This is a genomic window from Lentzea albida, from assembly GCF_900111005.1.
Classification (GTDB): Bacteria; Actinomycetota; Actinomycetes; order Mycobacteriales; family Pseudonocardiaceae; genus Lentzea; species Lentzea albida.
This window is the reverse complement of sequence record NZ_FOFV01000015.1, coordinates 35134-61411: the sequence shown is the minus strand read 5'-3', so window position 1 is coordinate 61411 and position 26278 is coordinate 35134. Positions and strand designations below refer to the sequence as shown.

Annotated in this window: 27 protein-coding genes and 1 tRNA gene; 13 read left to right on the top strand and 15 right to left on the bottom strand. The window is 70.1% G+C overall.

Going from position 1 to position 26278, the window contains the following annotated elements; translation table 11 throughout:
• The first annotated feature begins 17 nt into the window (after positions 1 to 17).
• Positions 18 to 1208 (top strand): amidohydrolase, encoded by a 1191-nt coding sequence (locus BMY74_RS31225; protein ID WP_089922094.1) that lies wholly within the window; start codon positions 18 to 20, stop codon positions 1206 to 1208.
• Between the two features lie 163 nt (positions 1209 to 1371).
• The gene (locus BMY74_RS31220; protein WP_089922093.1) at positions 1372 to 2160 is read left to right on the top strand and encodes a hypothetical protein; all 789 of its coding nucleotides are present in this window, start codon (positions 1372 to 1374) and stop codon (positions 2158 to 2160) included.
• Positions 2161 to 2233: 73 nt separating this feature from the next.
• On the opposite strand, the gene BMY74_RS31215 is transcribed toward BMY74_RS31220, so the two are convergent.
• Positions 2234 to 2860 carry a TetR/AcrR family transcriptional regulator gene (locus BMY74_RS31215; RefSeq protein WP_089922092.1) on the bottom strand — a complete coding sequence of 209 codons (627 nt, stop codon included), beginning with the start codon at positions 2858 to 2860 and terminating at the stop codon, positions 2234 to 2236.
• Between the two features lie 98 nt (positions 2861 to 2958).
• Between BMY74_RS31215 and BMY74_RS31210 the strand changes: the two genes are divergently transcribed.
• From BMY74_RS31210 to BMY74_RS31190, 5 genes are all read left to right on the top strand, one after another.
• Positions 2959 to 4470: a flavin-containing monooxygenase gene (locus tag BMY74_RS31210; protein ID WP_089922091.1), complete on the top strand. Its 1512-nt coding sequence runs from the start codon at positions 2959 to 2961 to the stop codon at positions 4468 to 4470.
• Positions 4467 to 5075 carry a lysoplasmalogenase gene (locus tag BMY74_RS31205; protein WP_089922090.1) on the top strand — a complete coding sequence of 203 codons (609 nt, stop codon included), beginning with the start codon at positions 4467 to 4469 and terminating at the stop codon, positions 5073 to 5075. The genes BMY74_RS31210 and BMY74_RS31205 overlap by 4 nt, the downstream gene beginning before the upstream one ends.
• A gap of 78 nt (positions 5076 to 5153) precedes the next feature.
• Positions 5154 to 5227: transfer RNA gene (locus BMY74_RS31200), tRNA-Lys, on the top strand.
• Positions 5228 to 5323: 96 nt separating this feature from the next.
• Positions 5324 to 6097, top strand: coding sequence for a maleylpyruvate isomerase family mycothiol-dependent enzyme (locus tag BMY74_RS31195; RefSeq protein WP_089922089.1), 774 nt, complete (start codon positions 5324 to 5326; stop codon positions 6095 to 6097).
• 80 nt (positions 6098 to 6177) lie between these two features.
• Positions 6178 to 7092 (top strand): CPBP family intramembrane glutamic endopeptidase, encoded by a 915-nt coding sequence (locus tag BMY74_RS31190; RefSeq protein ID WP_089922088.1) that lies wholly within the window; start codon positions 6178 to 6180, stop codon positions 7090 to 7092.
• Positions 7093 to 7157: 65 nt separating this feature from the next.
• On the opposite strand, the gene BMY74_RS31185 is transcribed toward BMY74_RS31190, so the two are convergent.
• A complete protein-coding gene (locus tag BMY74_RS31185; protein ID WP_089922087.1) occupies positions 7158 to 7814 on the bottom strand; it encodes a fasciclin domain-containing protein in 657 nt (218 codons plus the stop codon).
• A 243-nt stretch (positions 7815 to 8057) separates the two neighbouring features.
• On the opposite strand from BMY74_RS31185, the gene BMY74_RS31180 reads away from it, so the two are divergent.
• From BMY74_RS31180 to BMY74_RS31170, 3 genes are read left to right on the top strand one after another with little or no spacing between them, the layout of a single operon-like run.
• On the top strand, positions 8058 to 8657 hold the full coding sequence (locus tag BMY74_RS31180; protein ID WP_089922086.1) for a sigma-70 family RNA polymerase sigma factor: 600 nt from the start codon (positions 8058 to 8060) through the stop codon (positions 8655 to 8657).
• Complete coding sequence (locus BMY74_RS31175) at positions 8654 to 9376, top strand: anti-sigma factor (RefSeq protein ID WP_089922085.1); 723 nt, start codon at positions 8654 to 8656, stop codon at positions 9374 to 9376. The genes BMY74_RS31180 and BMY74_RS31175 overlap by 4 nt, the downstream gene beginning before the upstream one ends.
• 48 nt (positions 9377 to 9424) lie before the next feature.
• On the top strand, positions 9425 to 9775 hold the full coding sequence (locus tag BMY74_RS31170) for a VOC family protein (protein ID WP_089922249.1): 351 nt from the start codon (positions 9425 to 9427) through the stop codon (positions 9773 to 9775).
• On the opposite strand, the gene BMY74_RS31165 is transcribed toward BMY74_RS31170, so the two are convergent.
• Both BMY74_RS31165 and BMY74_RS31160 read right to left on the bottom strand, forming a co-directional pair.
• Entirely contained in the window at positions 9765 to 11423 is a 1659-nt protein-coding gene (locus BMY74_RS31165; RefSeq protein WP_089922084.1) for a methyltransferase, read from the bottom strand. The genes BMY74_RS31170 and BMY74_RS31165 overlap by 11 nt on opposite strands.
• Positions 11424 to 11441: 18 nt before the next feature.
• Positions 11442 to 12590 (bottom strand): 4-hydroxybenzoate 3-monooxygenase, encoded by a 1149-nt coding sequence (locus BMY74_RS31160; protein WP_218159800.1) that lies wholly within the window; start codon positions 12588 to 12590, stop codon positions 11442 to 11444.
• A 214-nt stretch (positions 12591 to 12804) separates the two neighbouring features.
• On the opposite strand from BMY74_RS31160, the gene BMY74_RS31155 reads away from it, so the two are divergent.
• A complete protein-coding gene (locus BMY74_RS31155; protein ID WP_089922083.1) occupies positions 12805 to 13803 on the top strand; it encodes a fatty acid desaturase family protein in 999 nt (332 codons plus the stop codon).
• A 51-nt stretch (positions 13804 to 13854) separates the two neighbouring features.
• The gene (locus BMY74_RS31150; RefSeq protein WP_089922082.1) at positions 13855 to 14556 is read left to right on the top strand and encodes an SDR family NAD(P)-dependent oxidoreductase; all 702 of its coding nucleotides are present in this window, start codon (positions 13855 to 13857) and stop codon (positions 14554 to 14556) included.
• A 3-nt stretch (positions 14557 to 14559) separates the two neighbouring features.
• On the opposite strand, the gene BMY74_RS31145 is transcribed toward BMY74_RS31150, so the two are convergent.
• The 11 genes from BMY74_RS31145 to BMY74_RS31095 form a co-directional block, all read right to left on the bottom strand.
• Positions 14560 to 15756, bottom strand: coding sequence for a cytochrome P450 (locus BMY74_RS31145; RefSeq protein WP_218159799.1), 1197 nt, complete (start codon positions 15754 to 15756; stop codon positions 14560 to 14562).
• A gap of 17 nt (positions 15757 to 15773) precedes the next feature.
• Positions 15774 to 16556: an ABC transporter permease gene (locus BMY74_RS31140; protein ID WP_089922080.1), complete on the bottom strand. Its 783-nt coding sequence runs from the start codon at positions 16554 to 16556 to the stop codon at positions 15774 to 15776.
• The gene (locus tag BMY74_RS31135) at positions 16553 to 17488 is read right to left on the bottom strand and encodes an ATP-binding cassette domain-containing protein (RefSeq protein ID WP_089922079.1); all 936 of its coding nucleotides are present in this window, start codon (positions 17486 to 17488) and stop codon (positions 16553 to 16555) included. The genes BMY74_RS31140 and BMY74_RS31135 overlap by 4 nt, the downstream gene beginning before the upstream one ends.
• Before the next feature lie 10 nt (positions 17489 to 17498).
• Entirely contained in the window at positions 17499 to 18341 is an 843-nt protein-coding gene (locus BMY74_RS31130) for a DUF4097 family beta strand repeat-containing protein (protein ID WP_089922078.1), read from the bottom strand.
• Between the two features lie 68 nt (positions 18342 to 18409).
• Positions 18410 to 18931, bottom strand: a complete 522-nt coding sequence (locus BMY74_RS31125; protein ID WP_089922077.1) for a ribbon-helix-helix protein, CopG family — start codon at positions 18929 to 18931, stop codon at positions 18410 to 18412.
• A 99-nt stretch (positions 18932 to 19030) separates the two neighbouring features.
• Positions 19031 to 19816, bottom strand: coding sequence for a TIGR02452 family protein (locus BMY74_RS31120; RefSeq protein WP_089922247.1), 786 nt, complete (start codon positions 19814 to 19816; stop codon positions 19031 to 19033).
• A gap of 43 nt (positions 19817 to 19859) precedes the next feature.
• The gene (locus BMY74_RS31115; RefSeq protein WP_089922076.1) at positions 19860 to 20843 is read right to left on the bottom strand and encodes a glycoside hydrolase family 113 protein; all 984 of its coding nucleotides are present in this window, start codon (positions 20841 to 20843) and stop codon (positions 19860 to 19862) included.
• 53 nt (positions 20844 to 20896) lie between these two features.
• Positions 20897 to 21322, bottom strand: a complete 426-nt coding sequence (locus BMY74_RS31110) for a universal stress protein (protein ID WP_089922075.1) — start codon at positions 21320 to 21322, stop codon at positions 20897 to 20899.
• A gap of 2 nt (positions 21323 to 21324) precedes the next feature.
• A complete protein-coding gene (locus BMY74_RS31105) occupies positions 21325 to 22557 on the bottom strand; it encodes an SLC13 family permease (protein ID WP_218159813.1) in 1233 nt (410 codons plus the stop codon).
• 42 nt (positions 22558 to 22599) lie between these two features.
• Positions 22600 to 23055 carry a (2Fe-2S)-binding protein gene (locus BMY74_RS31100; RefSeq protein WP_089922073.1) on the bottom strand — a complete coding sequence of 152 codons (456 nt, stop codon included), beginning with the start codon at positions 23053 to 23055 and terminating at the stop codon, positions 22600 to 22602.
• A 13-nt stretch (positions 23056 to 23068) separates the two neighbouring features.
• Positions 23069 to 25282 carry a xanthine dehydrogenase family protein molybdopterin-binding subunit gene (locus BMY74_RS31095; protein ID WP_089922072.1) on the bottom strand — a complete coding sequence of 738 codons (2214 nt, stop codon included), beginning with the start codon at positions 25280 to 25282 and terminating at the stop codon, positions 23069 to 23071.
• Between the two features lie 111 nt (positions 25283 to 25393).
• On the opposite strand from BMY74_RS31095, the gene BMY74_RS31090 reads away from it, so the two are divergent.
• Positions 25394 to 26221: a DUF4082 domain-containing protein gene (locus BMY74_RS31090; protein WP_089922071.1), complete on the top strand. Its 828-nt coding sequence runs from the start codon at positions 25394 to 25396 to the stop codon at positions 26219 to 26221.
• Positions 26222 to 26278: the final 57 nt, after the last annotated feature.

Sequence of the window (26278 nt, the reverse complement as noted above, 5' to 3'; positions counted from 1 at the left end):
GAACCGAGGAGGAGACGGTGCCCGACCTGCACGCGCTCTACCGCGACCTGCACCAGCACCCGGAGCTGTCGCTGCAGGAGTTCCGCACGGCCGGCGTGCTGGCGGACGCGTTGCGGCCGTTGGGGTACGAGGTCACCACCGAGGTCGGCGGCACCGGTGTGGTGGGCGTGCTGCGCAACGGCGACGGCCCGCTCGTCATGCTCCGCGCGGACATCGACGCGTTGCCCGTCGAGGAGACGACGCGGCTCCCCTACGCCTCAACGGCTCGGGCGACCACTGTGGACGGTGAGGACGTGCCGGTGGCGCACGCGTGCGGACACGACATGCACGCGACGTGCCTCGTCGGGGCGGCCGCCGAGCTCGCGCGGACCCGCGAGGAGTGGGCCGGAACGCTGCTCGTCGTGTTCCAACCGGCGGAGGAACTGGGCCGGGGCGCCCGGGACATGGTCGGCGACGGGCTGTTCGAGCGGTTCGGCAAGCCGGAAGTCGTGCTGGCGCAACACGTCAGCCCGCTGCCCGCCGGAATGATCGCGTACGGCAGCGGTCCGGTCATGGCGGCGTCCGACTCGGTGCGCGTCACGCTGTTCGGGCGCGGCGGCCACGGTTCGGCACCCGAGGGCGCGGTCGACCCGGTGCTGATGGCCGCGCACACCGTCGTGCGGCTGCAGGGCATCGTCGCGCGCGAGGTGGCGCCGTCCGAGAGGGCGGTCGTCACGGTGGGCCGGTTGCACGCCGGCACCAAGGAGAACGTCATCCCGGAGACGGCCGAGATCGGCGTCAACATCCGGACGTTCAACGAGCAAGTGCGCGGCGTCGTGCGTGCCGCAGTTGAACGGATCGCGCGTGCCGAGGCCGCCGCGTCCGGTGCACCGCGCGAGCCCGAGTTCGACTGGCACGACGGCACTCCCGTGCTCGTGTCCGACCCGGACGCGACCACGACGACGATGGCCGCGTTCGCCGAGCGCTTCGGCAAGGAGAACCTGATCCCCGGCGCGGTGGTCAACGCCAGCGAGGACGTCGGCGTTTTCGGTTCTGCCGCAGGGGTTCCGACCGTGTTCTGGTTCCTCGGCGGCACCGACTTCGGCCGCCGCGAGCCCGGCAGGCCGGTCGCGATGAACCACTCCCCCGAGTACGCGCCGGACGTCGAGCCGACGCTGTCCACCGGAGTGGCCGCTCTCGTCGTCGCCGCGCGGACGTGGCTGCGGTAAACGGTTTCCCGGTTCCGGAAAAGCGCGGAGCACCGCGCACCTCCTCCATCGCCCGGTGTGTCGCAGGCGTTACGCATAGCGCACAAATAGGTTGTGACCTGCGCTTGGTGCCGCTTAGATGGCGGCGTCGGACACGACAGATTTCTTTGGGGGAAGTCGAAACATGCGTTTGAAGCGTGCAATCGCGGCTGTCGCCGGCCTCGCGGCGATGATCACCGTCGTCAGCGCGGCGCCGAGCTCCGCGCAGGGGGATGTTCCGTCCATCAAGGGTGTCGAGCGCGAGCGGGGACCGAAGCCCCTCACGACCGACGGCCAGTCGTTCCTGGAGATCAACGGCGTCGGTGAGCTCGTGCACTGGCAGCGTTCCGGCGAGAGCTACGCCAAGCAGCTCCGCGGCTGGGGCTGGCAGAACACCCGCGCCATCACGACCCTCGACAACCAGACGTTCCTGGAGGTCAAGGGTGACGGCCGCCTGTCCAAGTGGACGTGGAACGGCGGCACGTACATCGAGGCCGTCGTCGGGCAGGGCTGGGACAACGCGCGCCTCGTGACGGGCGTCGCGGGCAACCAGTTCATCGAGATCAACAACCAGGGCGAGCTCGCCTACTGGACGTTCGACGGCTCCAACAACCTGTCCAAGGTCGTCCGCGGCTGGGGCTGGCAGGGCACGAGGAGCATCACGGGTCTCGACCAGTTCCTCTTCTTCGAGCTCAAGGGCGACGAGCTGAACACCCTGTCGTGGTGGGTCAACACGTCGACCGGCCTGCAGGAGTTCCGCGAGAACGACGGTTCCGACAACACCTGGATGCGTCTCATCGCCGGTAACGACGCCGAGCACTTCACGGTCGTCACCACCGATGGCACGCTGCTCGAATACGCGCTCGACGCGGCGAGCAACTGGGTCCCCACCGTGCGCGGCTGGGGCTGGAACGGCACCCGCCTGATCGGCTGATCGGGCAAGCGGTTCTTCCCGCGGTGACGAAGGGCCCGACCGGTTCGCCGGTCGGGCCCTTCCGCGTTCCGGGTCAGCGGGCCGCGATGCCGTCGTACATCACGCGCCGCAGTGCTTCGCTTTGTGCCGCTTGGGCTTCCGGCGCGCGCAACGACGAGATGGCCGTGCCGAGGATCATGCCGTTGATGGCCCTGGCCGTGTTCTCGACGTCGAGATCAGCGCGCAGGTAACCGAGTTCGACGCCGTGCGAGAGGTAGGCGGCCGTCAGCGCGGCGGCGAGGTCGAACAGGTCGAGGATCCGCTCGGCCATCGCCCGGTCGATGCCGGGCGCCTCGAACAGCAGCAGGCGCGGCACACGCGGGTCCTCGCCGAAGATGCGGCCCAGCGCCTCGCCGATGCGCGCGGACTGCGCGCGGTACTCGTCGAGCGTCGACACCGCGTCCGGCGCGTTCTCGGCCGTCAGGGCGCCGGTGATGCGCCCCACCAGGTCGTCCACCACGTGGTCGACGATGTCCCGCTTGTTCTGGAAGTAGCGGTAGAACGTGCCGTGCCCGATGCCGAGCCGCGCGGCGACGTCGGCGATCCCCGTGGCGTGGTAACCGCGTTCGGCGAAGCAGTCGAAGGCCGCGTCGATGATCTCGCGGCGCAACTCCTGCTTCTTGCGCTCGGCGCGGCTGACGGGCTCGGCACTGGACGTCATGCGCCCAAGTCTATGACCTGCGGACTCTTGCGATCACCTCAGAACTGACATACGGTTCCGAAACTGACACACGGTTCCGTTCGAGTCGGGAGGCCGGGATGACCAGGCGGTACGACGCGGTCGTGGTCGGGGCGGGGTTCGGCGGCATGGGCGCGGCCATCGAGCTGAAACGGCTCGGACTGCACGACCTGCTGATCCTCGAGCGCGAGGACGACCTGGGCGGCACCTGGCACGTGAACCGCTACCCGGGCCTCGCCGTGGACATCCCGTCCTCGACCTACTCGTACTCGTTCGAGCCGAATCCGCACTGGTCACGGCTGTTCGCACCCGGCGAGGAGCTCAAGCGCTACGCCGAGCACGTGGCCGTGAAGTACGGGCTGAAACCGTTGATGCGCTTCGGCGTGACCGTGACCGGCGCCCGCTGGCAGGGCGAGCACTGGGAGGTGAGTGCGGGCGGGGAGATCGTCACCGCGCGGTACCTCGTGACCGCCACGGGCTTCCTGTCGATGCCGAGGAAGCCGGACATCGCGGGCATCGACTCGTTCCGGGGCGAGGTCGTCCACACGGCCGCATGGGAGCCGTGCGACCTGACGGGCAAGCGGATCGCGGTCATCGGCACCGGCGCGACCGCTGTGCAACTGATCCCGGAACTGGCCAGGGAGGCGTCCGCCCTGACCGTCTTCCAGCGCACGCCGATCTGGGTCAGCCCGAAGCCCGACCTCCCGATCCCGCCGGCGGTCAGGAAGGTGTTCGCACGCCTGCCGCTCGTCCAACGGGCCGTGCGGTGGCTGGGCAGCTCCGTCCTGGAACTGATGATGATCTCGGGAGTGGTCCGCTACAAGCAGTTGCGCGTCGCGAACCGCCTGGCCGAGCTGTGGTGCCGCGCGCACCTGCGCCGGCAGGTCCGCGATCCGGCGCTCCGCGACAAGCTCACGCCGGACTACTCGTTCGGCTGCAGGCGCCCCACGTTCTCCAACGACTACTTCCGCACGTTCACGCGCCCGCACGTGCACCTCGAAACGTCCACGATCGACCGCGTCGACGAGACCGGCATCGTCACCGCGGACGGCCGCACCGAGGTCGACGTTCTCGTGCTCGCAACGGGATTCGACCTCTGGGACACCAACTTCCCGGCGTTCGAGGTCATCGGCCGCGACGGCGAGGACCTGGGCGCGTGGTGGCGGCAGAACCGCTTCCAGGCCTACGAGGGCGTGACCGTGCCGGGGTTCCCGAACTACCTGTCGCTCAACAGCCCGTACTCCTACAGCGGCCTGTCGTACTTCACGACGATCGAGTGCCAGATGACGCACATGCGCCGCCTGTTCACGGCGATGCGCTCCCGCGGCGCATCGACTTTCGAGATCACCCGGCGCGCCAACGACGAGTTCCTCGACCGCATGCGCACGAAGGTCAAGCAGAACACGGTGTTCTCCCTCGGCCAGTGCGCCACCGCCCGCAGCTACTACTTCAACCAGCACGGCGAGGCCACCCTGCTGCGACCGACGTCGACCGCGAGCGCACACCGCGCCGCCGCCAGCTTCCCGGTGTCGCACTACGACTTCTCCCCGTCTCCTAGTCTGTGCATCTCGACGACGAGGGGCGCTCCATGAAGAAGCAGGCGTACGCGGTCGCCGCAGCCGTCGACTCGATCGCCGCGGCCGTGCGCGGCACCAACAACGTGCGCAAAGTCACGAAAACCTCCCTCATGCCCGTCCTCGCCGTGGCCACCCCACCCCGAGACCCCGGAATGGCGCTGGGCCTCGCCGGCTCGTGGGCAGGCGACGTGGCCCTGCTGGGCGACTCCGACCAGGCATTCCGAACAGGACTGTTCAGCTTCCTGGTGGCCCACGTCGGCTACACCGCGGCACTGGCCCGCCACTCGGAACCGGGCTCGCGCAAGGCGGTGGTGCCGATCCTCACAGCATCGGCCGCGGGCGCGGCGGTCTTCGCCCGCGCGGCAGGCCCACTGGGCAGGCCGGTGGCCCTCTACGTCCTCACCCTGGGCACGATGGTCGCCGCGGCCTCCACCGCCCGAGGCACCGGCGCACGGCGCGTTTTCGGTGGTGCGGCACTGTTCGCGGCCTCGGACGCCCTCCTCGGCGTGAGCCGGTTCGTCCTCTCCGGACGCGCGGCACGGTTGGCGTCGGCCGGCGTCATGCCGACCTACACGGCCGCCCAGTGGCTCCTGCACACGGGCTTCGCGCAACGCGGATGACCCCGCGTGAAAACCCGTTGGATGCCCTGTGCTAACGTTCTTCACGTCGGAACGAGCAAGCCTCCGGCACACAAACAAGCGCCGCTAGCTCAGTTGGTTAGAGCAGCTGACTCTTAATCAGCGGGTCCGGGGTTCGAGTCCCTGGCGGCGTACACCGGAGAAGCGGGTAGAGATTCGTCTCTACCCGCTTCTCCGTTTTTCGTGAGCACGGCGGAACACAGGGCCGGTCTCGGGAGTTGGGAGTGGGCATGAGCCAACTCCTCGACCGCACGATCACCGCCCTGCGTGCCGAGCACGACGTGCTCGCCGGTCTCGTCGGCACCTTGACCGACGAGCAGCTGGCACTCACCAGTGGCGCCGCGGACTGGACCGTCGCCCAAGCCCTGTCACATCTCGGCAGTGGCGCGGAGATCGGTCACGCGCCGATCGCCCTGGCCGCCGGGCAGACCGTGGCGGCCGAGGACAACCGGACGATCTGGGACCGCTGGGACGCGTCCGCGCCGCGTGCGCAGGCCGACGGCTTCCTGGAGCACAACGGCCGCTGGCTCGACCTGGTCGAGGCGCTCACGCCCGAACAGCGCTCGTCGCTGACCGTCGACCTCGGCTTCCTGCCGGAGCCGGTCCCGCTGCTGACCGCGCTGGGCATGCGGCTCAACGAGGTGGCCAACCACTCCTGGGACGTGCGCGTGGCGTTCGACCCGCACGCCGGAGTGCACGCCGACTCGGCCGCGGTGCTCGTGGAACTCCTGGCCGGGCCCATGGGCTTCCTGCTGGGCTTCTTCGCGAAGCCGGCCGAGCTCGCGGCCCCCACGTCGGTCGCGATCCCCGGTGGCGGCCTGGTGATCGACGACGCGGTCACCGTGACGGGCCACCTCGAGTCGCCCTCCGCGACGTTCACCGGGCCGCAGGAAGCGTTCGTCCGCCTGCTCAGCGGCCGCCTCAAGGCACCTCACGACAACGGCGTCACCGTCGAGGGCGCCGTGACGCTCGACGACCTGCGTCGCGTGTTCCCCGGCTTCTGACAGGGGTGGAGCAGGCTCCACCACGAGAACGCCCCTTCACTGCACTGACTGCCGCAAGGTCGATTTCTAGTGTTCCGACCATGACTTCGACCGCCCCTGCGGACTCCGGCCCTGCTGCCCGCAACCGCTGGCAGGCGCTGGTCCAGCGCTTCCCGCTGATCACGTTCTTCACCCTCGCCAACGGCATCAGCTGGCTGGCCTGGTTGCCGTACGTCCTGTCGCTGGACGGGTTCGGCGTGCTGCACTTCCGGTACCCGGACCTGCTGATGGGCAACCAGCTCACCGCCATCCTGCCCGGCGCGTACCTCGGTCCGCTGACGGCCGCGTTCACGGTCACCGCCATCACCGAGGGCGGGGAAGGCCTGCGGCGGTGGCGCAGGCGGCTGTTCCAGTTCCGGGCCGGCGTCCTGTGGTACGCGTTCGCGCTCTTCGCCGTTCCCGTGGCTGTCCTGCTCGGCACACTGGCGGCAAGCGACGGACAGGGCTTCCAGGTGCCGTCGCTGATGGTGCTGGCCCTCTACGTGCCGATGCTGGTGCTGCAGTTCTTCACCACCGGCCTCGCCGAGGAACCGGGCTGGCGCGACTTCGCCCTGAGCCGCCTCCAGCAGCGCCACCAGCCCATGATCGCCACGTTCGTCCTGGGCGTCCTGTGGATCATCTGGCACCTGCCGCTGTTCCTCACGCCCTGGGGAGGCCCGGACGTCACCGCCGAGACGATCGTCCGCTTCGCCGTCCTGGCGATGGAGATGAGTTTCCTGATCACGCTGGTCTACAACAAGGGACGCCAGAGCCTGCCGCTGGTCATGCTGCTGCACTGCTCGATCAACAACTTCCAGTCCGTCGCCTTCTCCGAGTTCTTCCCGGGCGCGAACGAGCAACTGCTGTGGGGCCCCGTGCTCGGACTCGGCGTGCTGGCCCTCGTCGTCATCGTCCTCACCAAGGGCCGGCTCGGGTACACCGACACCAGGGTTCGTGCGGTTGCGACAGCCGGATAGCCCCGCACAGCACAAAGTCCGGGAGCCGCGCGAAGCGGCTCCCGGACTTTCAGCGGTTCAAGACGTCAGGCGGGGAGCAGCACCGTGTCGATCAGGTACACGGTGGCGTTGGCGGTCTTCACGCCACCGCAGATCACGTTGGCGTCGTTGACCTTCAGCGCGTCCTTGGTGCCGGTGACCTTGACGGTGCCGGTCTGGACGGTCTTCTGGTCGCCGACGATCTTGTCGGGCGTGATCTGGCCGGGGACGACGTGGTAGGTCAGGATCTTGGTCAGCAGCGCGTCGTCGGTCTTGAGGGTCTCGATCGTCGCGGCGTCGATCTTGGCGAACGCGGAGTCGACCGGCGCGAAGACGGTGAACTCGCCGCCGTTGAGGGTCGACACGAGGTTGACCTTCGGGTTCAGCTTGCCGGAGACGGCGCTGACGAGGGTGGTGAGCAGCGGGTTGTTGCTCGCGGCGGTGGCGACCGGGTCGGCGGCCATGCCCGAGACCGAACCGGCGCCGGTCGGGACCTGCTTCGCGTAGTCGGCACAGCCGGGGCCGACGAGGTTGGCGGCCGGGTCGGCCATCGCCGCGGACGACGAGGTCGCCGTCGAGGTCGGCGCGGCGCTGGAGGAGCTGCTGCCGCTGCTGGCCGTGTCACCCGAGCCGCACGCCGCGCCGAACAGGGCGAGGGACGCGACGCCGAGGGCGAGAGCGGTGTTGCGGACGGTCTTCTTCATGACAGGACATCTCCAAGGGTGATCGAGCGGTTGCTGCTCGTGATTCGGCACCCCCCAGGAGGCGGATGGGTGCGGTTACCGATCCGTTACCGAACTCCTTCGTCCACAGTCGACTCCAGAGCCGTTCTTCGCAGTACAGAGCGGTTATTCCAGGCGAAGTGATGTGGCGACTCATTCCCGACCGATCCACCGGGGCTCCTGCTGCGAATACCAGACGGACAACGCTCGAGGAGAGGACCCGGGATGCCTGAGCGTGAGCGGGCACTGCAAAGCCTGCAGAGCACCCCTCGTGACGTCGGCCCGACCGCCGACGACCTGCTCGCGCTGGTCGCACGGGGGGACGAGGCCGCGTTCGAGCGGCTCTACGACGTCGTGTCGGGCTCGGTGTTCGGGCTGATCAGACGAGTGGTGCGGGACCAGGCGCAGTCGGAGGAGGTGTTCCAGGAGGTGATGCTCGAGGTGTGGCGGACCGCGACGAGGTTCGACCCCGAGCGGGGTAGTGCCACCACCTGGATCCTCACGCTGACGCACCGGCGCGCCGTCGACCGGGTCCGGTCCGCGCAGGCGGCCAGCCACCGCGAGGACCGCGCGGCCCGCCTCGACCCGGCCAGGCCGTTCGACGAGGTGAGCGAGCAGGTCAACGGCAAGCTCGAACAACGCCAGGTGCGGCGGTGCCTGAGCTTCCTGACCGAGTTGCAGCGCGAGTCCGTGCTGCTCGCCTACTACCAGGGCTACTCCTATCCGGAGGTCGCGAGCCTGCTGGGCATCCCGCTCGGCACGGTCAAGACCAGGATGCGCGACGGCCTGATCCGACTGCGGGACTGCATGGGGGTGACCGGATGAGGACCACATCCGCTGATCTGCACACGCTCACCGGCGCCTACGCCGTGAACGCGTTGTCCGACATCGAGAGAACCGCTTTCGAGGCGCACCTGCCCCGGTGCGAGAGCTGTGCCGTCGAGGTCGCCGAGCTCACGTCCACGGCGTCACGGCTGGGGCTCGCCGTCGAGTTCGCGCCACCGCCGCAGCTGCGCGCCCGCGTGCTCGCCGCCGCGGCCGAGACCCGGCAGGTGCCCCCGCGCACGGCGCGCGTGCCGAACCCGAGCCGGAAGCGCTGGGCCGGCGGGCTGCTCGCGGCCGCGTGCCTCGTCGCCGCGGTCTTCGTGACGGTGCAGTACACCGAGTCGAGCCAGGACCGGCAGCTGGCGCAGCTCGCCAGCGAGTACGGCCGGTTCTCCGACTTCCTGTCCACTCCGGACGCGAAGCTGGTCAACGGCACCGCGCCGAACGGGGCCACCGGTACCGCCGTCGTGTCGGCCAGCCGCGACGAGGCGCTGTTCCTCGCCAAGGGGCTGCCCGATCCCGGCGACGACAGGGCCTACCAGATCTGGTTGATCGACTCCTCCGGCGTTCCGCACTCCGGTGGTCTGCTCGACTCCCGGTCGGCGCCGGTCGTGGTCAACGGGTTGTCCGGTGCGCAGACGGTCGCCCTCACGGTGGAGCCGCGAGGGGGTTCGGCGAAGCCGACGACGGACCCGGTGATGGCGATGCCGCTCGCCTAGCGAGAACCAGGACCGCGGATGTCCGCAACGCCTGCCAGCATGCCGCGCATGATCGGACGTTGGCACGGCCTGGTGATCGACTGCCCGGAACCCCGGGCGTTGGCGGAGTTCTACGAGAAGTTGCTGGGAATGGTCCGGGTGCAGGACGACGACGCGTTCGTCGTCATCGGTGACGCCCCGGACCGGCCCGGCGTGGCGTTCGTACGGGTCGAGGGGTGGTTACCACCGAAGTGGCCGGAGGAAACCGCGCAGATGCACTTCGACGTGCGTGTGGACGACCTCGCGTCGGCGGGCGAGCAGGTGCTGGCACTCGGCGCGCGCAGGCTCGACGGGGGTGGCGAACGGTTCCACGTCTACGCTGATCCCGCCGGCCACCCCTTCTGCCTCGTCAGCTGGTGATCGGCCGGGCGCGCATGACGTGCGCGTCCAACGGCAGCGCGTGCGTCTCCACCAGCTCGAAGCCCGCCTCGGCGAGCAACGCGCGGTAGTGCGACTCGGTGCGTTCGCGGCCGCCGGTGTTGCACAGCATGTGGATGTCCCACGGGATCGCGAGCGAGTCGGCCTCCCCCTCCTCGGGCAGCAGCCGCTCGATCACCAGGAGATCGGCGTGTGCGGGCATGTCCCGCGCGCACGTGGCCAGGATCGTGCGGCACTGCTCGTCGTCCCAGTCGTGCAGCACGCGGGACAGCAGGTAGACGTCGCCGGACTCGGGGATCGCGCGGGTGAAGTCGCCGGGCACCAGGCGGACGCGGTCCGCGAGGTCGGCGAGGCGCGGCCGGGCGGCGGCGAGGGCGTTCGGGAGGTCCAGCAGGACGCCCCGCACCGCCGGGTTGGCGTGCAGCACGCGCGCCAGCAGCTCGCCGTTGCCCCCCGCCACGTCGACGACCATGCGGGCGGTCGAGAAGTCGACGACCTTGGTGACCCCGGTGAACATGGCGTTGCTCGCCGCCATGGACCCGTGGAACAGCTCCGACAACGCCGGATCCGCTGCCATGTGGGCGAAGTGGTGCGCGCCGAACGCCTTCGCGTACGACTCCTCACCGCTGCGGACGGCCTCGGTCAGCTCGGCGAACGACCGGTAGAACGGGCCGCCGTACATGAGCGCGAGCGGGCGCATCGAGCCCGTCAGGTCCGACCGCAGCAGCTCGCCCAGATCGGTGAGGCTGTGCCTCTCACCGGACAGGTGGACGACGCCGAGCGAGGTGAGGTAGCGCAGAAGCCTTGCGAGACTGCGGGGTTCGGTGCCGGTCGCCGCGGCGAGACCCGCCAGGCCGGGGATCGTGACGAGGTGGTCGAGCAACCGGAGCTCGGCCGCGGTCGCGATGGCCTGCGTCGCCCACGCGCCGGTCAGCAGGCGCAGCAGCTCCGTTCCGGCGCACGACTCGCGCTGGTGGGTGGCCTGCAGCTGCGCGAACCTGCCGGTCGCGATCAGTTCCAGCCGGCGGAACGCGGGGTCGGCGCAGCGGGTGTCGCGGAAGTAGAGCACCGAGGTGTTCTCGTAGCCGTTGTACCCACCGCCGTCCGGGCGCATGACGCCCGCGATCATCGTGCGCAGACCGCGCAGCAGCACCGGGTCCGGCCTGCGGACGGCGAGCGCGACGTGGTTCTCGTGTTCGTGGCGGCGTTCGTCCTCGGCGATGTGCGCGAGCTCCGGCGGTGTCACCATCACGAAGATCTCCAGCTCGCACGGCCAGCCGTTGCGGTCGGAGACGGGCGCGCGCAGGATGCCGACGTTCAGGTCCGCGACCGGCACCGAGTACCGGGTGCTCAGCCGTTCGCGGACGACGACGCTCGGGGTCATCGTGCCGACCTCGATGCCGTGGTGCGCGAGCTCGTCCGCAAGTCCCGCAAGGGTTTCCGGGAAGATGAGCAACGCGGCGTGATCCAGCGCGGCGTGCCGCGCCACGGCGGCGCGCTGGTCCGCGGGCAGCGAAGGCACGGCGGCGGCGAGGGCCGAGTGGGTGTCGTGGGCGCCGATGAGGGCCATCGCGGCGGTCAGGCGGTCGAGGTCGGCCGCGGCGATGACGGGTGTGCTGGTCGTGATCATGGTGGAGGTTCCTGTGGCTCAGATGCCGACGTAGTGCTCGGCGAAGAAGTCCTGGTGGGCGCGGGAGTCGCGCAGGCTGTGCAGCCGGGCGCGGCGCAGCGCGCGGTGGAAGTCGTCGTCCTGGGGGTGGAGGAGGTCGATCATCCAGCGGGAGAACTCCTGCGCCCGCCAGATGCGGGGCAGGCAGGTGCGCGAGTACGCGGCCAACGGCCGTTCGTCGTCGTGTCGCAGTGCGGAGATCAGGGCGGAGGCCAGCAGCTCGGCCTCCATGATCGCCAGGTTGGCGCCCTTGGCGGCGGAGGGGCTGATCGAACTCGCCGCGTCGCCGACGAGGAAGAGCCGGGCGTGCTGGATCGGGTCGAGGACCTCCGACCGCAGCCGCACGATCCGCCGTTCGACGATCGGGCCCTTCTTGAGCTGCCCGAACTCCTCGGTGCGCATCCGGGTGTCGAGCGCCGCCCAGATCCGTTCTTCGGTCCACTCACCGGGGTCGTCGCCGGGAGGGACCTGCAGGTAGTACCGCGTCACCCCGGGGCTGCGGGCCATGTGGCCCGCGAAGCCGTCGTCGTGGACCGCGTAGGTGACCGCCGCCATGCTCTGCGGCGCCTCGGCGAGCACGGCGAGCCAGCTGACGCCGTGGTCCTGGGTGAGGCGCGGGCCCGGCACTGCCTGCCTCGTCACCCCGTTGCCACCGTCGCAGCCCGCGAGGAAACGGCCTGTCGCAACGCCGTCACCACGTTCGTCGCGGTAGCGGATCGTGGCGGTGCTCGCGTCGACGTCGGTGACGGTGCTGCCGAACCGGATCTCGCCGCCGCGGTCCAGGTACTCGGCGACGAGGTCCGTGACGAGGTCCTGCTGCGGGTACACGGTGTGCACCTCGCCGCGTCCGAGGGTCGAGTAGTCGAGCTCGAACTCCCCGTCCTCACCGCGAAACGCGCACACCCCGTGTGAACGTCCTTTGTGGAGCATGCCGGCCGCGAGACCGTGCTCGGTGAGGATCCTGGCGGTGTTCGGACCCAAGAACCCCGCCCTGGCACGGGTCTGCACCTGCTCCCGGCTCGCCCGCTCGACGACGAGCGTGCCGATCCCTTGAGCCTGCAACAAGTTGCCTAACACGAGCCCCGCCGGCCCCGCGCCCGCGATGAGCACGGTGGTGTGGTCGACCACGCCTTCTGGTCCTCTCTACCGATCCGGTTTTCGGCAGCACTGGACAACAGCGGAACGGGCGGATGCGCGCGGCTCGCCGGAGACGAAGATCATGATCACTCCATCGTGTCGATGCGAGACCGCGCCGTACCGCAGAAGGGCCCGACCGCGGCGGTTTGTAACGACTTCACCGGCCGTCTATGACTTCGTCGCCGCGATCCGGCATTCTTCGCGAATGGCGCTTCGGCAGGCGAGTGACTTCGCCCAGTTGTCCGCCCTGGTCAAGCAGGCCGGGCTGCTCGAACGACGACGCGGGTACTACTACGTCCGCATCGGGGTGAACCTCGCGGTCTACGCGGCGACGTGGGTGGCCTTCGCGCTGCTCGGCGACTCGTGGTGGCAGCTCGCGGTGGCCGTCGTGCTCGCGGCGATGAGCACCCAGCTCGCGTTCATCGGACACGACGCCGGGCACAAGCAGATCTTCGCGTCGAGGAAGTGGAACGAGGTCGTCGGCTACGTCCACAGCGGACTGGTCGGCGTCAGCTACGACTGGTGGGTGGGCAAGCACAACCGCCACCACGCCAACCCGAACCACGAGGACGAGGACCCGGACGTCGACATCACGGTGCTGGCGTTCACGCAGCGGCAGGGCCTCGCGAAGCGCGGCCCGCTGAGGTGGATCGCCTCGCACCAGGCCGTGCTCTTCTTCCCGTTGCTGTTCCTCGAAGGCTTCGCGCTGCACTGGCACTCGATCCGGCACTCGGGCCGCGAGCGGGCCGTGATGATCGCGAACGTCGTGGTGTACCTGGCCGTCGTGTTCTGGGTGCTCTCCCCCGTGTACGCGATCGCGTTCGTCCTGGTGCACCAGGCGTTGTGGGGCTTCTACATGGGGTGTTCGTTCGCCCCGAACCACAAGGGGATGCCGGTGCTGTCGGCCGGGCACTCGCTCGACTTCCTGCGCAAGCAGGTGCTGACCTCGCGCAACATCCGCGGCGGCTGGTTCACCGACATCCTGCTCGGCGGGCTGAACTACCAGATCGAGCACCACCTGTTCCCGAGCATGCCGCGGCCCGCGCTGCGCAAGGCCCAGGTGATCGTGCACGACTTCTGCGAGCAGCGCGGCATCTCCTACGCGCAGTGCGGGCTGTTCCGCTCGTACGGCCACGTCCTCCAGCACCTGCACGAGGTCGCCGCGCCGTTGCGGGCGAGGCCCCTCGTCCCCGGGACGAACTGACGGTCCGATTCCCGCCAGAACCCCGGCCGCCGGTGCAGCAGGCTGAACGGCATGGGATCACTTGCGGGGAAAGCCGCTCTCGTCACCGGTGGGAGTCGCGGCATCGGGGCCGCGGTCGCCGAGAAGCTCACCGCCCTCGGCGCCCACGTCGCCGTCACGTACCAGAACACCAAGCCGGACAACGGTTTCGCCATCCGGGCGGACAGCGCCGACCCGGACGCCGTCGTGGCCGCGGTCGAGGAGACCGCGGTCCACTTCGGACGGCTCGACGTGCTCGTCAACAACGCCGGGGTCTTCCAGGTCGGCCCGCTGGATGAGCTGGGACGCGAGGAGTTCGACCACACCATGGCCGTGAACGTGCGCGCGCCTTTTCTCGCGGCGCGTGCGGCGGCCAAGCACATGCGTGGAGGTGGCCGGATCATCAGCATCGGGAGCAACGTCGCGGTGTACGCGCCGTTCCCCGGCTTCGCCCTGTACTCGGCCAGCAAGACCGCACTGGTCGGGATGACGAAGGGACTCGCTCGTGAACTGGGCCCGCTGGGCATCACGGCGAACGTCGTCAACCCCGGTCCCACCGACACGGACATGAACCCCGCGGACGGGCCGATGTCGGACACGATTCGCGGACTGACCGCGCTGGGACGCTACGGAACTCCGGCGGAGATAGCGGAGGTGGTGGCGGCGCTGGCGGGGGAGGCCGGTGCGTACGTCACCGGTGCCAGCATCAACGCCGACGGTGGGTTCACCGTCTGACGGCTACTCCCAGGTGACAGGCAGGGCGTGCACGCCGTAGATGTTCATGTCGGTCTTGAGCTTCACCTCGGCCGCCGGAACGGCGAGTCGCAGCGAGGGGAAGCGGTGCAGCAGTCCCTCGAACCCGGCGCGCATCTCGATGCGGGCCAGCTGCTGACCGAGGCACTGGTGCACGCCGTGCCCGAACGCCAGGTGGCCCCGGGCGTTGCGGTGGACGTCCAGCTCGTCGCCGTTCTCGTAGCGCCCGGGGTCGTGGTTGCCGGCCAGCAGCGACAGCACGACCGTCGAGCCCTCGCGGATGGTCTCACCGTGGAACTCGATGTCCTCCGCCGCGTAGCGGAAGAAGATGTCGACGACCGTCAGGTAGCGCAGCAGCTCCTCGACGGCATCGGGGATCAGCTCCGGCTCCGCCCGCAGCGCCGCCATCTGGTCCGGGTGTTCCAGCAGCGCGAACGTGCCCAGCGCCAGCATGTTCGCGGTCGTCTCGTGGCCGGCGAGCAGCAGCAGGAACGACATCCCGACGAGCTCCTGGTCGCTGAGGTCCTCGTCACGGGCCAGGTCGGACAGCAGGTCGTCGGTGGGTTCGGCGCGCTTGGCCGCGATCAGGCCGGCCAGGAAGGTGTTGGTCGCGATGTACGCGGCCATCTTGTCCTCGAGGGAGATCTCGCGTTCCATGAACCTCGCGGTGTTCGTCTGGAACGTGTCGCGGTCCTCGTACGGGACGCCGAGCAGCTCGCAGATCACCAGCGACGGCACGGGAAGCGCGAACTCCCGCACCAGGTCGACCGGCGGGGTGAGCTTCGCGAGCTCGTCGAGCTGCCGGGCGGTGATCTCGGTGATGCGGTCCTCCAGCGCCTTCATCCGCCGGACGGTGAACGCTCCGGTCAGCTTGCGCCGCAGCCGGGTGTGCTCGGGCGCGTCCATGCTGATGAACACGCCGGGTTCCGGCGGGGAGGGCTCGGTGAACTCGGGCATGCCGGGCGTCGGGTACGGCGCGTGCAGGACGCCGAGGTCCTGGCGGGAGCTGAACCTGGTGTCGGCCAACGCCTGCCGGACGGCGTCGTAGCCGCTGATCAGCCAGCCCTCGTGGCCGTCGGGGAAGAGCATCGGGCTGACCGGGCGGGTCGAGCGCACCTTCGTGATAGCGCTCGGCGGGTCGAACGGCGTGACGTCGCGGTCCATCGGTAAACCGTGCAGCATGATCGGTGTTCTCCTTGTCAGCGGGTGGATTCGCGGTTGAAGAGCTTCTTGGACCAGAGGTAGCCGCCGAACCCGATGACGGCGCACCAGGCGAAGGCGATGTAGCCGCTGTTGCCGATCGGCGTGCCCATCAGCAGGCCGCGCAGGGCGTCGATGAACGGGGTGAACGGCTGGTACTCGGCGAACCAGCGCAGCACGGTCGGCATCGAGTCGGTGGGCACGAAACCGTTGCCGAAGAACGGGAGCAGGATCAGCGGCAGGCCGACGTTGCTCGACGACTCGACGGACTTGCTGGCGAGGCCGAGCGCCGCGGAGAACCAGATCAGCGCGAACGCCATCGCCACCAGCAGACCGGCCAGCGCGAGCCAGTCGAGGGCGCTCGCCTGCGGCCGGAACCCGATCGCGACCGCGACGCCGAAGACGAACGCCATGGCGAGGACCGTCTGGACCAGGCTGCCCACGACGTGTCCGGTGAGGACGGACACGCGTGCGATCTTCATGGTGCGGAAGCGGTCGACGATGCCCTCGGTCATGTCCATCGCGATCGAGATGCTCGTGCCCTGCACCGCGGCGGTGATCGCCATCAGGACGATCGTCGGCGTCACGTAGTTCAGGTACTCGGCCCGGCCGCCGGAGGGCCCGCCGAGCCCGGCGCCCAGCGTGCCGCCGAAGACGTAGACGAACAGCAGCAGGAAGACGACCGGCATGATCAGGAGCTGGAACGTCATCGACGGGTAGCGGATCATCCGCTTCAGGTTGCGGCGCACCATCGTCGCCGAGTCGGTCAGCACGTAGGTCATCTCTGGGCCACCTTGTCGGGATTGCCGGTGAGGGCGAGGAAGACGTCGTCGAGGTCGGGGGTGTGCGTGCTGAGCGACTCGACCGCGACCGCGTTCTCGTCGAGCCGGTCGAGCAGTGCTTTGAGCGAACGGACGTTGCCGTCGCTCGGCACCCGCAGGGACAGCGCGTCGCCGTCGCGCGAGGCGTGGCGGATGATCCGCGCGGCGGACTCCAGCTCGCGCAGTTCCGCGAACTGCAGCAGGACGTGGCCACCGGGGATGCGGCGCTTGAGCTCGTCCGCGGTGCCCTCGGCGACGATCCTGCCGTGGTCCAGCACCGCGATCCGGTCGGCGAGCTCGTCGGCCTCCTCGAGGTACTGGGTGGTGAGGAAGATCGTGACGCCGCTCGCCACCAGTCCCCGCACGATGTGCCACATGGTGCGGCGGCTGCGCGGGTCGAGCCCGGTGGTCGGCTCGTCCAGGAAGATCACCTGCGGCGACCCGACCAGCGTCATCGCGAGGTCGAGCCGGCGCCGCATGCCGCCCGAGTAGGTCGACGCGGACTTGTCGGCGGCGTCGACGAGGTCGAACTGCTCCAGCAGCTGCTCGGCCCTGCGCCTGCCACCGGCCTTGCCGAGGTGGTGCAGGTCGGCCATCAGCTTCAGGTTCTCGCGACCCGTCATAAGGTTGTCGACGGCGGAGAACTGGCCCGTCACCCCGATCGCGGCGCGGACGGCGTCGGGGTCGCCCGCCACGTCGTGACCGGCGACGGACGCGCTGCCGCCGTCCGCCCGGATCAACGTGGACAGGATCTTGACGGTGGTGGTCTTGCCGGCGCCGTTCGCGCCCAGCAACGAGAAGACGGTGCCGCGCTTGACGTTCAGGTCGACGCCTTTGAGAACCTCGTTGTCGCCGTAGGACCGGCGCAGGCCTCTTGCCTCGATCGCGTTCATGGGGTTCCCCTCAGGCACGGCGGACGGAGATGTCGCCGAAGGACGTGTGGGCGGTGACCTTGACGGTCTGGGCGGCGTTGCCGGGGCCGTCGCTGCCGTCGAGGGTGTTGCTGACGCGGCCGAACGACGTCTTGGCGTCGATCCACGCGGCGGTGCCCTGGGCGATCCCGAGCTCGATGCCGCCCATGGCGGTGTTCAGCGAGACGGTGTCGCGGACGACCTCGGCGACCTCGATGGAGCCCATCGCGGTCCGGGCGTCCACCAGCGCGCCGGCGCGTTCGACGTTGATGTCGCCGTTGGCGGAACGGGCCCGCAGCTCGCCCTCGACCGTGCCGACGTCGATGTGGCCGTTGGAGTTCTTGACGACCAGCGAGCCGTCGACCCTGCCGACGCGGATGTGGCCGCTGCCGGTCTTGACCTCGGCGTCGCCGGTGACCGCGCCGATCTTGACCTGCCCGGCGCCCGTGTCGGCCTTCAGCGGGCCGGTGCGGTCGAGGTGGATGTTGCCCGCGGACAGGTCGACCTCGGTCACGCCGAGCACGCCGGAGGTGCGGGCGCTGCCGGCCGCCACGTCGATGTCCACCTTGGACCCGGTCGGGAGCTCGATCACGACGTCGACCGAGCGCGTCTTGCGGGAGAAGTCGAAGGTCCGCTTCGGGCCGCGCACGACGAGGGTGCCGTCGGCGTAGTCGACCCTGATCTTCTCCGCGGCCTCCCGGTCCGAGGCGTCGGACGAGTCGGTGGGCCGCACCTCGACCGCGGTGGTGGTGCGGTCGGACGCGACCACCTGGACGTGGCCCGCGTAGACGTCGAGCAGTACGGAAATCGGTTCTGGCGTGTCGTAAGAAGGCATGGCTGTCCCCTCAGAAGGTGTCGGTGGAGCATCCCCGCAGGTCGGGGCGATGTGATGAGGAGCGGGTGCTAGCGGACCCAGCCGACGAAACGCTGCGAGCCGGTGATGCTGCTCGTCACCGCCTCGGCGACGGTCTGCTCGCGCTTCGGGTTCAGCTGGGCGGACGCGGCGCGCACGAGCCACGCGTTGACCGAACGCCCCTCCTTGGCCGCCGCCTCGTCGATCGCGGCCTTGAGCGGCTCGGGCAGGCGGACGTTGATGCGCACGGTGGTGCCGTCCTCGAAGCCGGCCGCCACGTCCTCGGCGGGCGGCGCGGGGGCGGGCTCCGGCGCGACGGCCGGTTCGGGCGCCCTGCGCGTCACCACGAACTTCGGGTCGCGGCCCCGCAGCAACACCTGCACCGAGTCCGGTGCCAGGTCCGCGGTGATCTCGTCGGCGGCGGCGGACAGCGCTTCGAGCAGTGCCAGCCGGATCGCCGACTCCATCGTCACGGTCAACCGCTCGACCAGCGCACTCGCTTCGTCGCCGCCGGTCTCGACGGCGGTCAGCAGTTCGCGACCGAGGGAAGCCACATACGGGGTCAGATCCATGGCACCACTATGGCACACGATGGCACCACCCACAAGCAATTCTGGCTCAACTTGGCATCATGTTGGCTCAGTGCAGGTCAGGGGTGGTGCCACTGTGGCTCAGCCGAGGGCGTCGGCGAACGCCTGGAAGGTCGGCGTGCCCTTCTGGCGGTCGAGCACCGCGAAGACGACGTGCTCGAAGTAGCGGTTGTCCCGCAGCGCCAGCCCGAAGATCCGGGCGACGGTCGCGGGGTCGTTGCCGAAGACCCCGCACCCCCACGCGCCCAGCACGAGCCTGCGGTGACCGTGCGACGCGGCGACGTGCAGGACGCGGATGGCGCGGCGCAGCAACGCGAGCGGCACGCCGTCGGCGCGGTCGGGCTGGTTGCGCAGGACGGCCGCCAGGTTCGGCGCGGCCGCGGTGAGGAACGAGACCTCGTACGGCTCCGGCAGCAACGCGCCCTCGTCGTCCTTGAAGACCGGCACGCGCGGCGAGTAGATCACGCGGTCGGTGTAGGTGAGGTCCCCGTGCGCGCGGTGGTACGCGTAGAACTCGCCCGCGGCACGCAGGCACGGGTAGAGCGCCGACGCACGGGCGATGCTCTCCTCCTGGGCCTGCGCGCCGTTGAGGAAGCCGCCGCCGGTGCTGCGGGCGGACGCGAAGTTCAGCGCCGCGACGTCACCGCCGAGCCGGCGGCTCGCGTCCAAAGTGGACTCGTTGGTGACGTCGATCCGCGCCTCGCCGGTCTCCGGGGGCAGCGGGAGCACCTCGTCCGGCAGGTGGAGCCGGGTCCCCTCGACCGCGGGGGTGACGGCGACGGCGACCTCGCCGGCGGGGGTGGAGTAGGAACCGCGCTCCGAGATGGCGACGGTGTCGTGGGCGATCGCTCGCAACCTTGCGCTCATGGTGCCCACGAGTCTGGCTGGCGTTCCCGTGCCCGCCAAGCGCTTAAATGCGGGCGTAGACCTCAGCGACGGCACCGAACGCGGCCTTGGGCTCCCAGCGGCCGTCCTCGTGCACCTTCACGATCCCGGGACCCGCCATGTCGAGGTCGCGGGACGGGTCGTCCGGCCGGTGGGTGTAGTTGGCGAGCGCGAACATGTACACGAACGCGCTGTCGACGCCCTCGGCCTCGAAGGTCTCCAGCACCTCGCGCAGGTACGTGGCCTGCTCCTCCTCGTCGCGCACGTAGCCGTCCTTCACGCGGACCGGCAGCCCGGCCTCGTCGTGCTCGACGATCTCCATGCTGCGCGGCGCGATGGCACCCGACCCGTGCCACGCCGCCGTGCCGAAGCCCGTGATGGCGACCGGTTTCCCCTGCGCCACCACGTTCCTGATGCTCTCGGCGTACACGCCGGCGACCTCGGCGGAGCGGATCAGCTCGAACGACCTGATGTCGAACAGGTCCCAGTCGGGGTTCTCGAACGGGATGCAGGCGTAGGTGAGTCTGCCGTGGAAGTGCCGCCGCACGACGCCGACGGCTTCGGCGAGGAACGCGTTGAGCCTCTCCCCCGCCTCCCGCATCCGCTCGGGTCGTCCCATGAGCTGCTCCACGCGCTGCAGGACGTCGTCACCCGGCAGGAAGCCCGGGTTCATGACGCTGAGCTCGACGCCCGTCACGAACACGACCTCCGCGTGCGCCCGGACCCGCTCGGCCCTGCGCGCGCAGTCGGCGAACAGGTCGAGGACCTCGGACGGCGTGAGCTCCAGCGGATAGGGCGAGAACCAGATCTCCAGCCCCAGCCCGGCGGCGATCTCCGCGGCCCGTTCGAGCCGTTCGGGATCACCTCCGACGAGGTGGACGGCGTTGCAGTGCAGGTCGTCCCTGATCGCGGTCAGGTCCCGCCTGACCTCGTCCAGGTCGAACGTCTTGAGCGAAATGTCCCCGTGGCGCACGAAACCGGTGTCGTACGCGATGCCTTTGGCTCGCATGGCCCTCAGGCTATGCAAGAAAAGTGCGTGCACGCAAGTTTGCGCTCAGGCAGCTATGTCGGCCAGACGAGGAGCACCGGGCACGGGGCGTGGTCGACGACGAACCGGGTTGCCGGGCCGAGGCTGCGCGGACCGGCGTGGCTGACGTCGCCGTCACGGCAAAGCACCAGCAGCGACGCTTCCCGTGCCGCCTCGACGACCTCGTGCTCGACCCGGCCGACGCGCGCCTGTTTCGCACACGGGCGCCCGAGGCGTTCGGCGGCCGCGTCCAGCAGGTGCGTGGCGTGGTCGGCGGCCAGGTCGTCGAGGCGCGTGCCGGGGTCGAGCGAGGAGTGCCGGCCCAGCAGCCCGGCGAACGCGCCGTGGGCCGTACCGGCCACATCGCTGACGTGCAGCAGCAGGAAGTCCCCGTCGTGCGCACGAGCCGCGTCGACGCAGTCCTGCCAGGTGTCGTCGGCGATCCACACGACCACCGTCATGGTCATCCTCCGATCAGCCGCAGGGACGCCCACAGTGCCACGACGGCACCGATCAGGGTGGCAGGCACGGCGAGCAGGCCGAGCTTCGTGAACTCCGGCAGGTGCACCTCGGCGTCGTGGTCGTGCACGATCCGCCGCCACAGCAACGTCGCGAGCGACCCGGCGTAGGTGAGGTTCGGGCCGAGGTTCACGCCCAGCAGCACCGCCAGCACCACGCCCGGCCCCATCGGCGCCACGAGCGGCAGCAGCACGAGGACCGCGGGCAGGTTGTTGATCACGTTCGCGAGCACGGCGGCGACCGCGGCCACGCCGAGCAACGCCAGCAGGCCGTCACCACCCGGGATCGCGAGCTTCAGCACCTCGTCGAGCCCGTTGTCGACCACCGCTCGCACCACGATGCCGAGGCCGAGCACGAACGCGAGGAACGGCAACGAGGCCGCACGCACCACCTTGACCGCGGTCGTGCGCTTCTTCGCGAGCGCCCGGACCGCCATGACCACGGCACCCGCGCAGGCGGCCCACGCCGGGTCGACACCGGTGGCCGACGCGACCACGAACCCGACGAGCGTCAGCCCGACCACGGTCAGCGCGAACACCGGCAGTTCGGCGGCGGGCCGCGTGTCCGGCTCGTGCACCGGCGCGTCGAGGTCGGTGCGGAAGAACCGCCGGAACACCACGTACTCGATGACGATCGCCACGACCCACGGCAACGCCATCAGCGCCGCGAACCGCGTGAAGCTCAGCCCGCTCGACGCGAACGCCAGCAGGTTCGTCAGGTTCGACACCGGCAGCAGCAGTGACGCGCTGTTGGACAGGTGCGTGCACGCGTAGACGTGCGGTTTCGGCCGGACGCCGAGCTGCGCGGCCGTCGCGAACACCACGGGCGTGAGGAGCACGACCGTCGCGTCCAGGCTCAGCACCGCCGTGGTGACCGAGGCCGTGACGAACACACCGCCCAGCAACGTTCTCGGTCTGCCGCCGGACGCGCGCGCCATCCACGTGCCCGCCGCGTGGAACAGGCCCTCGTCGTCGCAGAGCTGTGCGAGCACGAGGATGGCGGCCAGGAACCCGATCACGGGCCCCAGCCGCACCGCCTCGTCCACGACGTGGTCGAACGGCAACGCGCCGGCGAGCACGACCAGCACGGCCGCCGGCACCGCGACCGCCGCCTCGGGCAGGCCCCACGGCCGGACGACCGCGCAGACCAGAACAGCCACCAGCAACACGACGGACAGCGCCAGCACGGGATCCTCCTGCGCCGGCGGGCCCCGGCTACCTCACATCTTGGCCGCCGCTGACTTTATGGCCTGGCGGATGCGGAAGTAGGTACCGCACCGGCAGACGTTCGCGATCCGGTCGATGTCCTCGTCCGTTATCTCCTGCTTCGTCCGGAGCAACGCCGCCGCGGCCATGATCTGGCCGGGCTGGCAGTAGCCGCACTGCGCGACGTCCTGCTCGAGCCACGCCTCCTGGACCGGGTGCAGGTCGTCACCGGAGGCCAGGCCCTCGATCGTGGTGACCTCCTGCCCGGAGCACTCCGCGACGGGCGTGACGCACGGCTGGATCTCCGCGCCGTTGAGGTGGGACGTGCAGGCGCGGCAGACGCCGATCCCGCAGCCGAACTTGGGCCCGCGCACGCCGAGCTTGTCGCGCAGCACCCAGAGCAGTGCCATGTCGGCGGGGGCCTCGACGGTGACCGGCTTCCCGTTGACGATCATGGTGTAGGTAGGCACAGGGGACGCTCCTTCAGCGCGGGAACGGCTCGAAGTCGACCGGGAAGATGATCGGGAAGCTGCGCGGCACGATGCCGGTGGCCCGCGCGTAGGCGTTGGCGATGGCACCGACCGCGGCCGGCACGCCCAGCTCGCCCGCGCCGCCCGGTTCGCCGGTCGCCGGCATGACGTGGATCTTCACGTCGAGCGGCGCGTCCTTCTGGCGCGCGTAGTGGAACTGCGAGTACGACCCCTCCAGCGGCAGTCCCCTGTCGATGTGCAGACCGGCGCGCAACGTGGTGGAGATGGCGTCGGTCAGGCCGCCGAGCATCTGCGCCTCGAGGCCGCGCGGGTTGATCGGGCGGCCGACGTCGACCGCGATCGTCGCCCTGACCACGCGCGGGTTCTTCGGGTCGCGGGCGTCGATCTCGACCAGGCACGCCGTGCACGACTTGTACTCGTCGTGGAAGCCGATGCCCTGCGCGAAGCCCTTGGGCATCGCCTTGCCCCACTCGCCTTCGGCCACGACCTTGTTCAGCACGGCGCGCTGCCGTGCGGTCTTGAGGAACTCGCGGCGGAACTCGACCGGGTCCTTGCCCATCTTCTTCGCGAGCTGGTCGACGAGGATCTCCTCGGCGCCGCGGGTGTTCGCGGAGTAGACCGAGCGCCACGAGCCCGTGTGCATGCGCAGCGGCACCTCGTTGAGCAGCGAGGTGACGACGCCGAAGTTGTACGGCACCTTGCACGTCGTGAGGAACACCGTCTGCGCGAACGACAGGTTGCCCCCGACGGGCAGCTTCGCGGCGGTGGCGGTGAGGATCTCGCCGAGGCCGTGCCGGAAGTCGGTCTCGACCGACGCCACCCGGTGCTCGAACGTCAGCACGTTGCCGAGCCCGAACGTCGCCCGCAGCTTGTGGTGGCTGGCGGCGCGCGCCCGGCCGTGCCGCATGTCGTCCTTGCGGTCCCACATGAGCTTCACCGGGCGCCGCAACGCCTTCGAGATCTGCGCGGCCTCCAGCGCGGCGTCGAAGAAGAGCCTGCGGCCGAACGAGCCGCCGCCCTGCATCACGTGCACCTTCACCGCCGACTCGGGCAGTCCGATGGCGGCGGCGATGGTCTGCTGCGCCACGATCGGCGACTTCAGGCCCGCCCAGATCTCGGCCCGGTCGTCGCGGACGTCCGCGATCGCCGAGTTCGTCTCCATCGGCGCGTGGCTGACGAACGCGAAGTCGAAGTCCATGTCGAGGTGCTGGGTGAGCAGCGGCGGCACCACGAACGGCAACGCCGCGGCCTGCAGCTTCGCGCGGATCTCCTTGTCCGACAACGCGTCGATCGTGCCGGCGTTCCAGGTGACCTTCAGCGCGTCGCGTGCCGCCATGGCCTGCCCGAACGTCTCGGCGACCACCGCGACCCCGGTCGGCACGACCCCGATCGCCAGCACGCCCGGCATCGCCTTCGCGGCCGCCGAGTCGACCGACCTCACCGAGCCGTTGATCGTCGGCGGCCGGCGCACGACCGTCGGCATCGCGCCCGGCACGTCCTGGTCGAGCGTGTACTTGAACTGACCGGTGACCATCGCGCGGGCGTCGATGCGCGACTGCGGGGTGCCGACGAGCCGGTGTTCCTCGGCCGGTTTCGGTTGTGCGGCGAAGGTTCCGGTGAGCTGCGCGGCGGCCGAGGTCAGCAGCCCGTACACGATCGGGCGGCCGTCCGGGAGGATCACCGCACCGTCCTTCGTGGACAGACGTTCGACCGCGACGCCGTGCTTCCGGGCAGCCGCCGCGAGCAGCCTGGCCCGTGCGGCCGCCGCCGCCTGACGGACCGGGCCGTACACCGACCGCATCGTGTTCGAACCACCCGTGAGCTGGTTCATCAGCAGCTCGGGCCGCGCGTCGGCGAGCGTGACGCGTACCTTCCCGAGCGGCAGGTCGAGCTCCTCCGCGACGAGCATCGCGCACGCCGTCGTGATGCCCTGACCGACCTCGGCGCGAGGCAGTTCGAGGGTGACCACACCGTCCTCGCCGACGCTGAGCACGGCGAGCGCTCCGGCCGTGGGCGTGCCGGCCAGGATGAGGACGTCGCCGAGGTCGAGGACCTCGGCCGGTTGCGGCAGCGTCGGGATGACGGCCTCGGCCGTGCCGGGGACCGCGACGGTGAGCACCGGCGCGGCCACCAGGAACGTGAGGAACTGCCGACGACGCACCGGGGCCCGGACTTCGGGGACCGGGACTTCGTTGTCACAGGTCATGTACTCGTCAACGACATCTGGTCCACACGGGTACGACCGTCAGCCGAATGGGTGCACGACCGAACAGCGGATCACCGTAACTGCGGATCTACCTGGGACGATCCGCCGTACATGAGACGATTAGCAGTACTGCTGCTGGCACTTGTCCTGGTCTCTCCCACTCCGGCCCTCGCCGCGGACTCGCCGATGGCGATGATCTTCGCGCCCACCGCCGAGGCCTCCGTCCCGCTGAACGAACCGCTGCTCGTGGTCGGCGGCGCCGTCAACGGCGAGTCGGGCGGCATCACCGAGGTCGACTTCTCCACCGACGACGGCACGAACTGGACCACCGCGGACGCCCACGGCGAACGGTGGTCCGTCGTGTTGTGGCCCTCCGTCCCCGGCCCGCTGACGATCAAGGCGCGCGCCCGCACCGCGTCCACGACCGGCCCGGTCACGGTCTCGCGCACCGTCCACGTCGGCGGCACCACGACCCCGCCGCTCGCCGGTGACACCCTGCTCATCCTCAACGAGACGCACAGCCCGACGATCAACGACCCGGACACCGAGGCCGTCGAACTCGGCGTGCGCCTGCGGGTCGACCGCGCGGGCTCGATCCCGGCCGTGATCCTCTACCGCGGCACGTACACCGGCCCCGTCACCGCGCGGATCTGGGCCGACGGCGTCCTGCTGGCCGAGCAGGACGCCCCCGGCGCCGCCTACGTCCAGCGGATCACCTTCGGCACACCGGTTCCCGTGGCACCGGGCACCGAGTACGTCGTCTCGTACTACACGCCGTCCGGTGGCTACCGGGCCACGCAGGACTACTTCACCGGCAACGTCGTGCAGACGCCGTTCACGCTGCCGGTGAACGCCGGCGTGTACCGCTACGGCGGCGGGTTCCCGGCCGACACCTGGAACGCGAGCAACTACTGGATCGAGCCGATCTTCCGGCCGTAGGGAAACGGCGCCCGTCATCCCGTGCCGCCGGGCGCCTCATCCTCGCCAGGGCTGCCG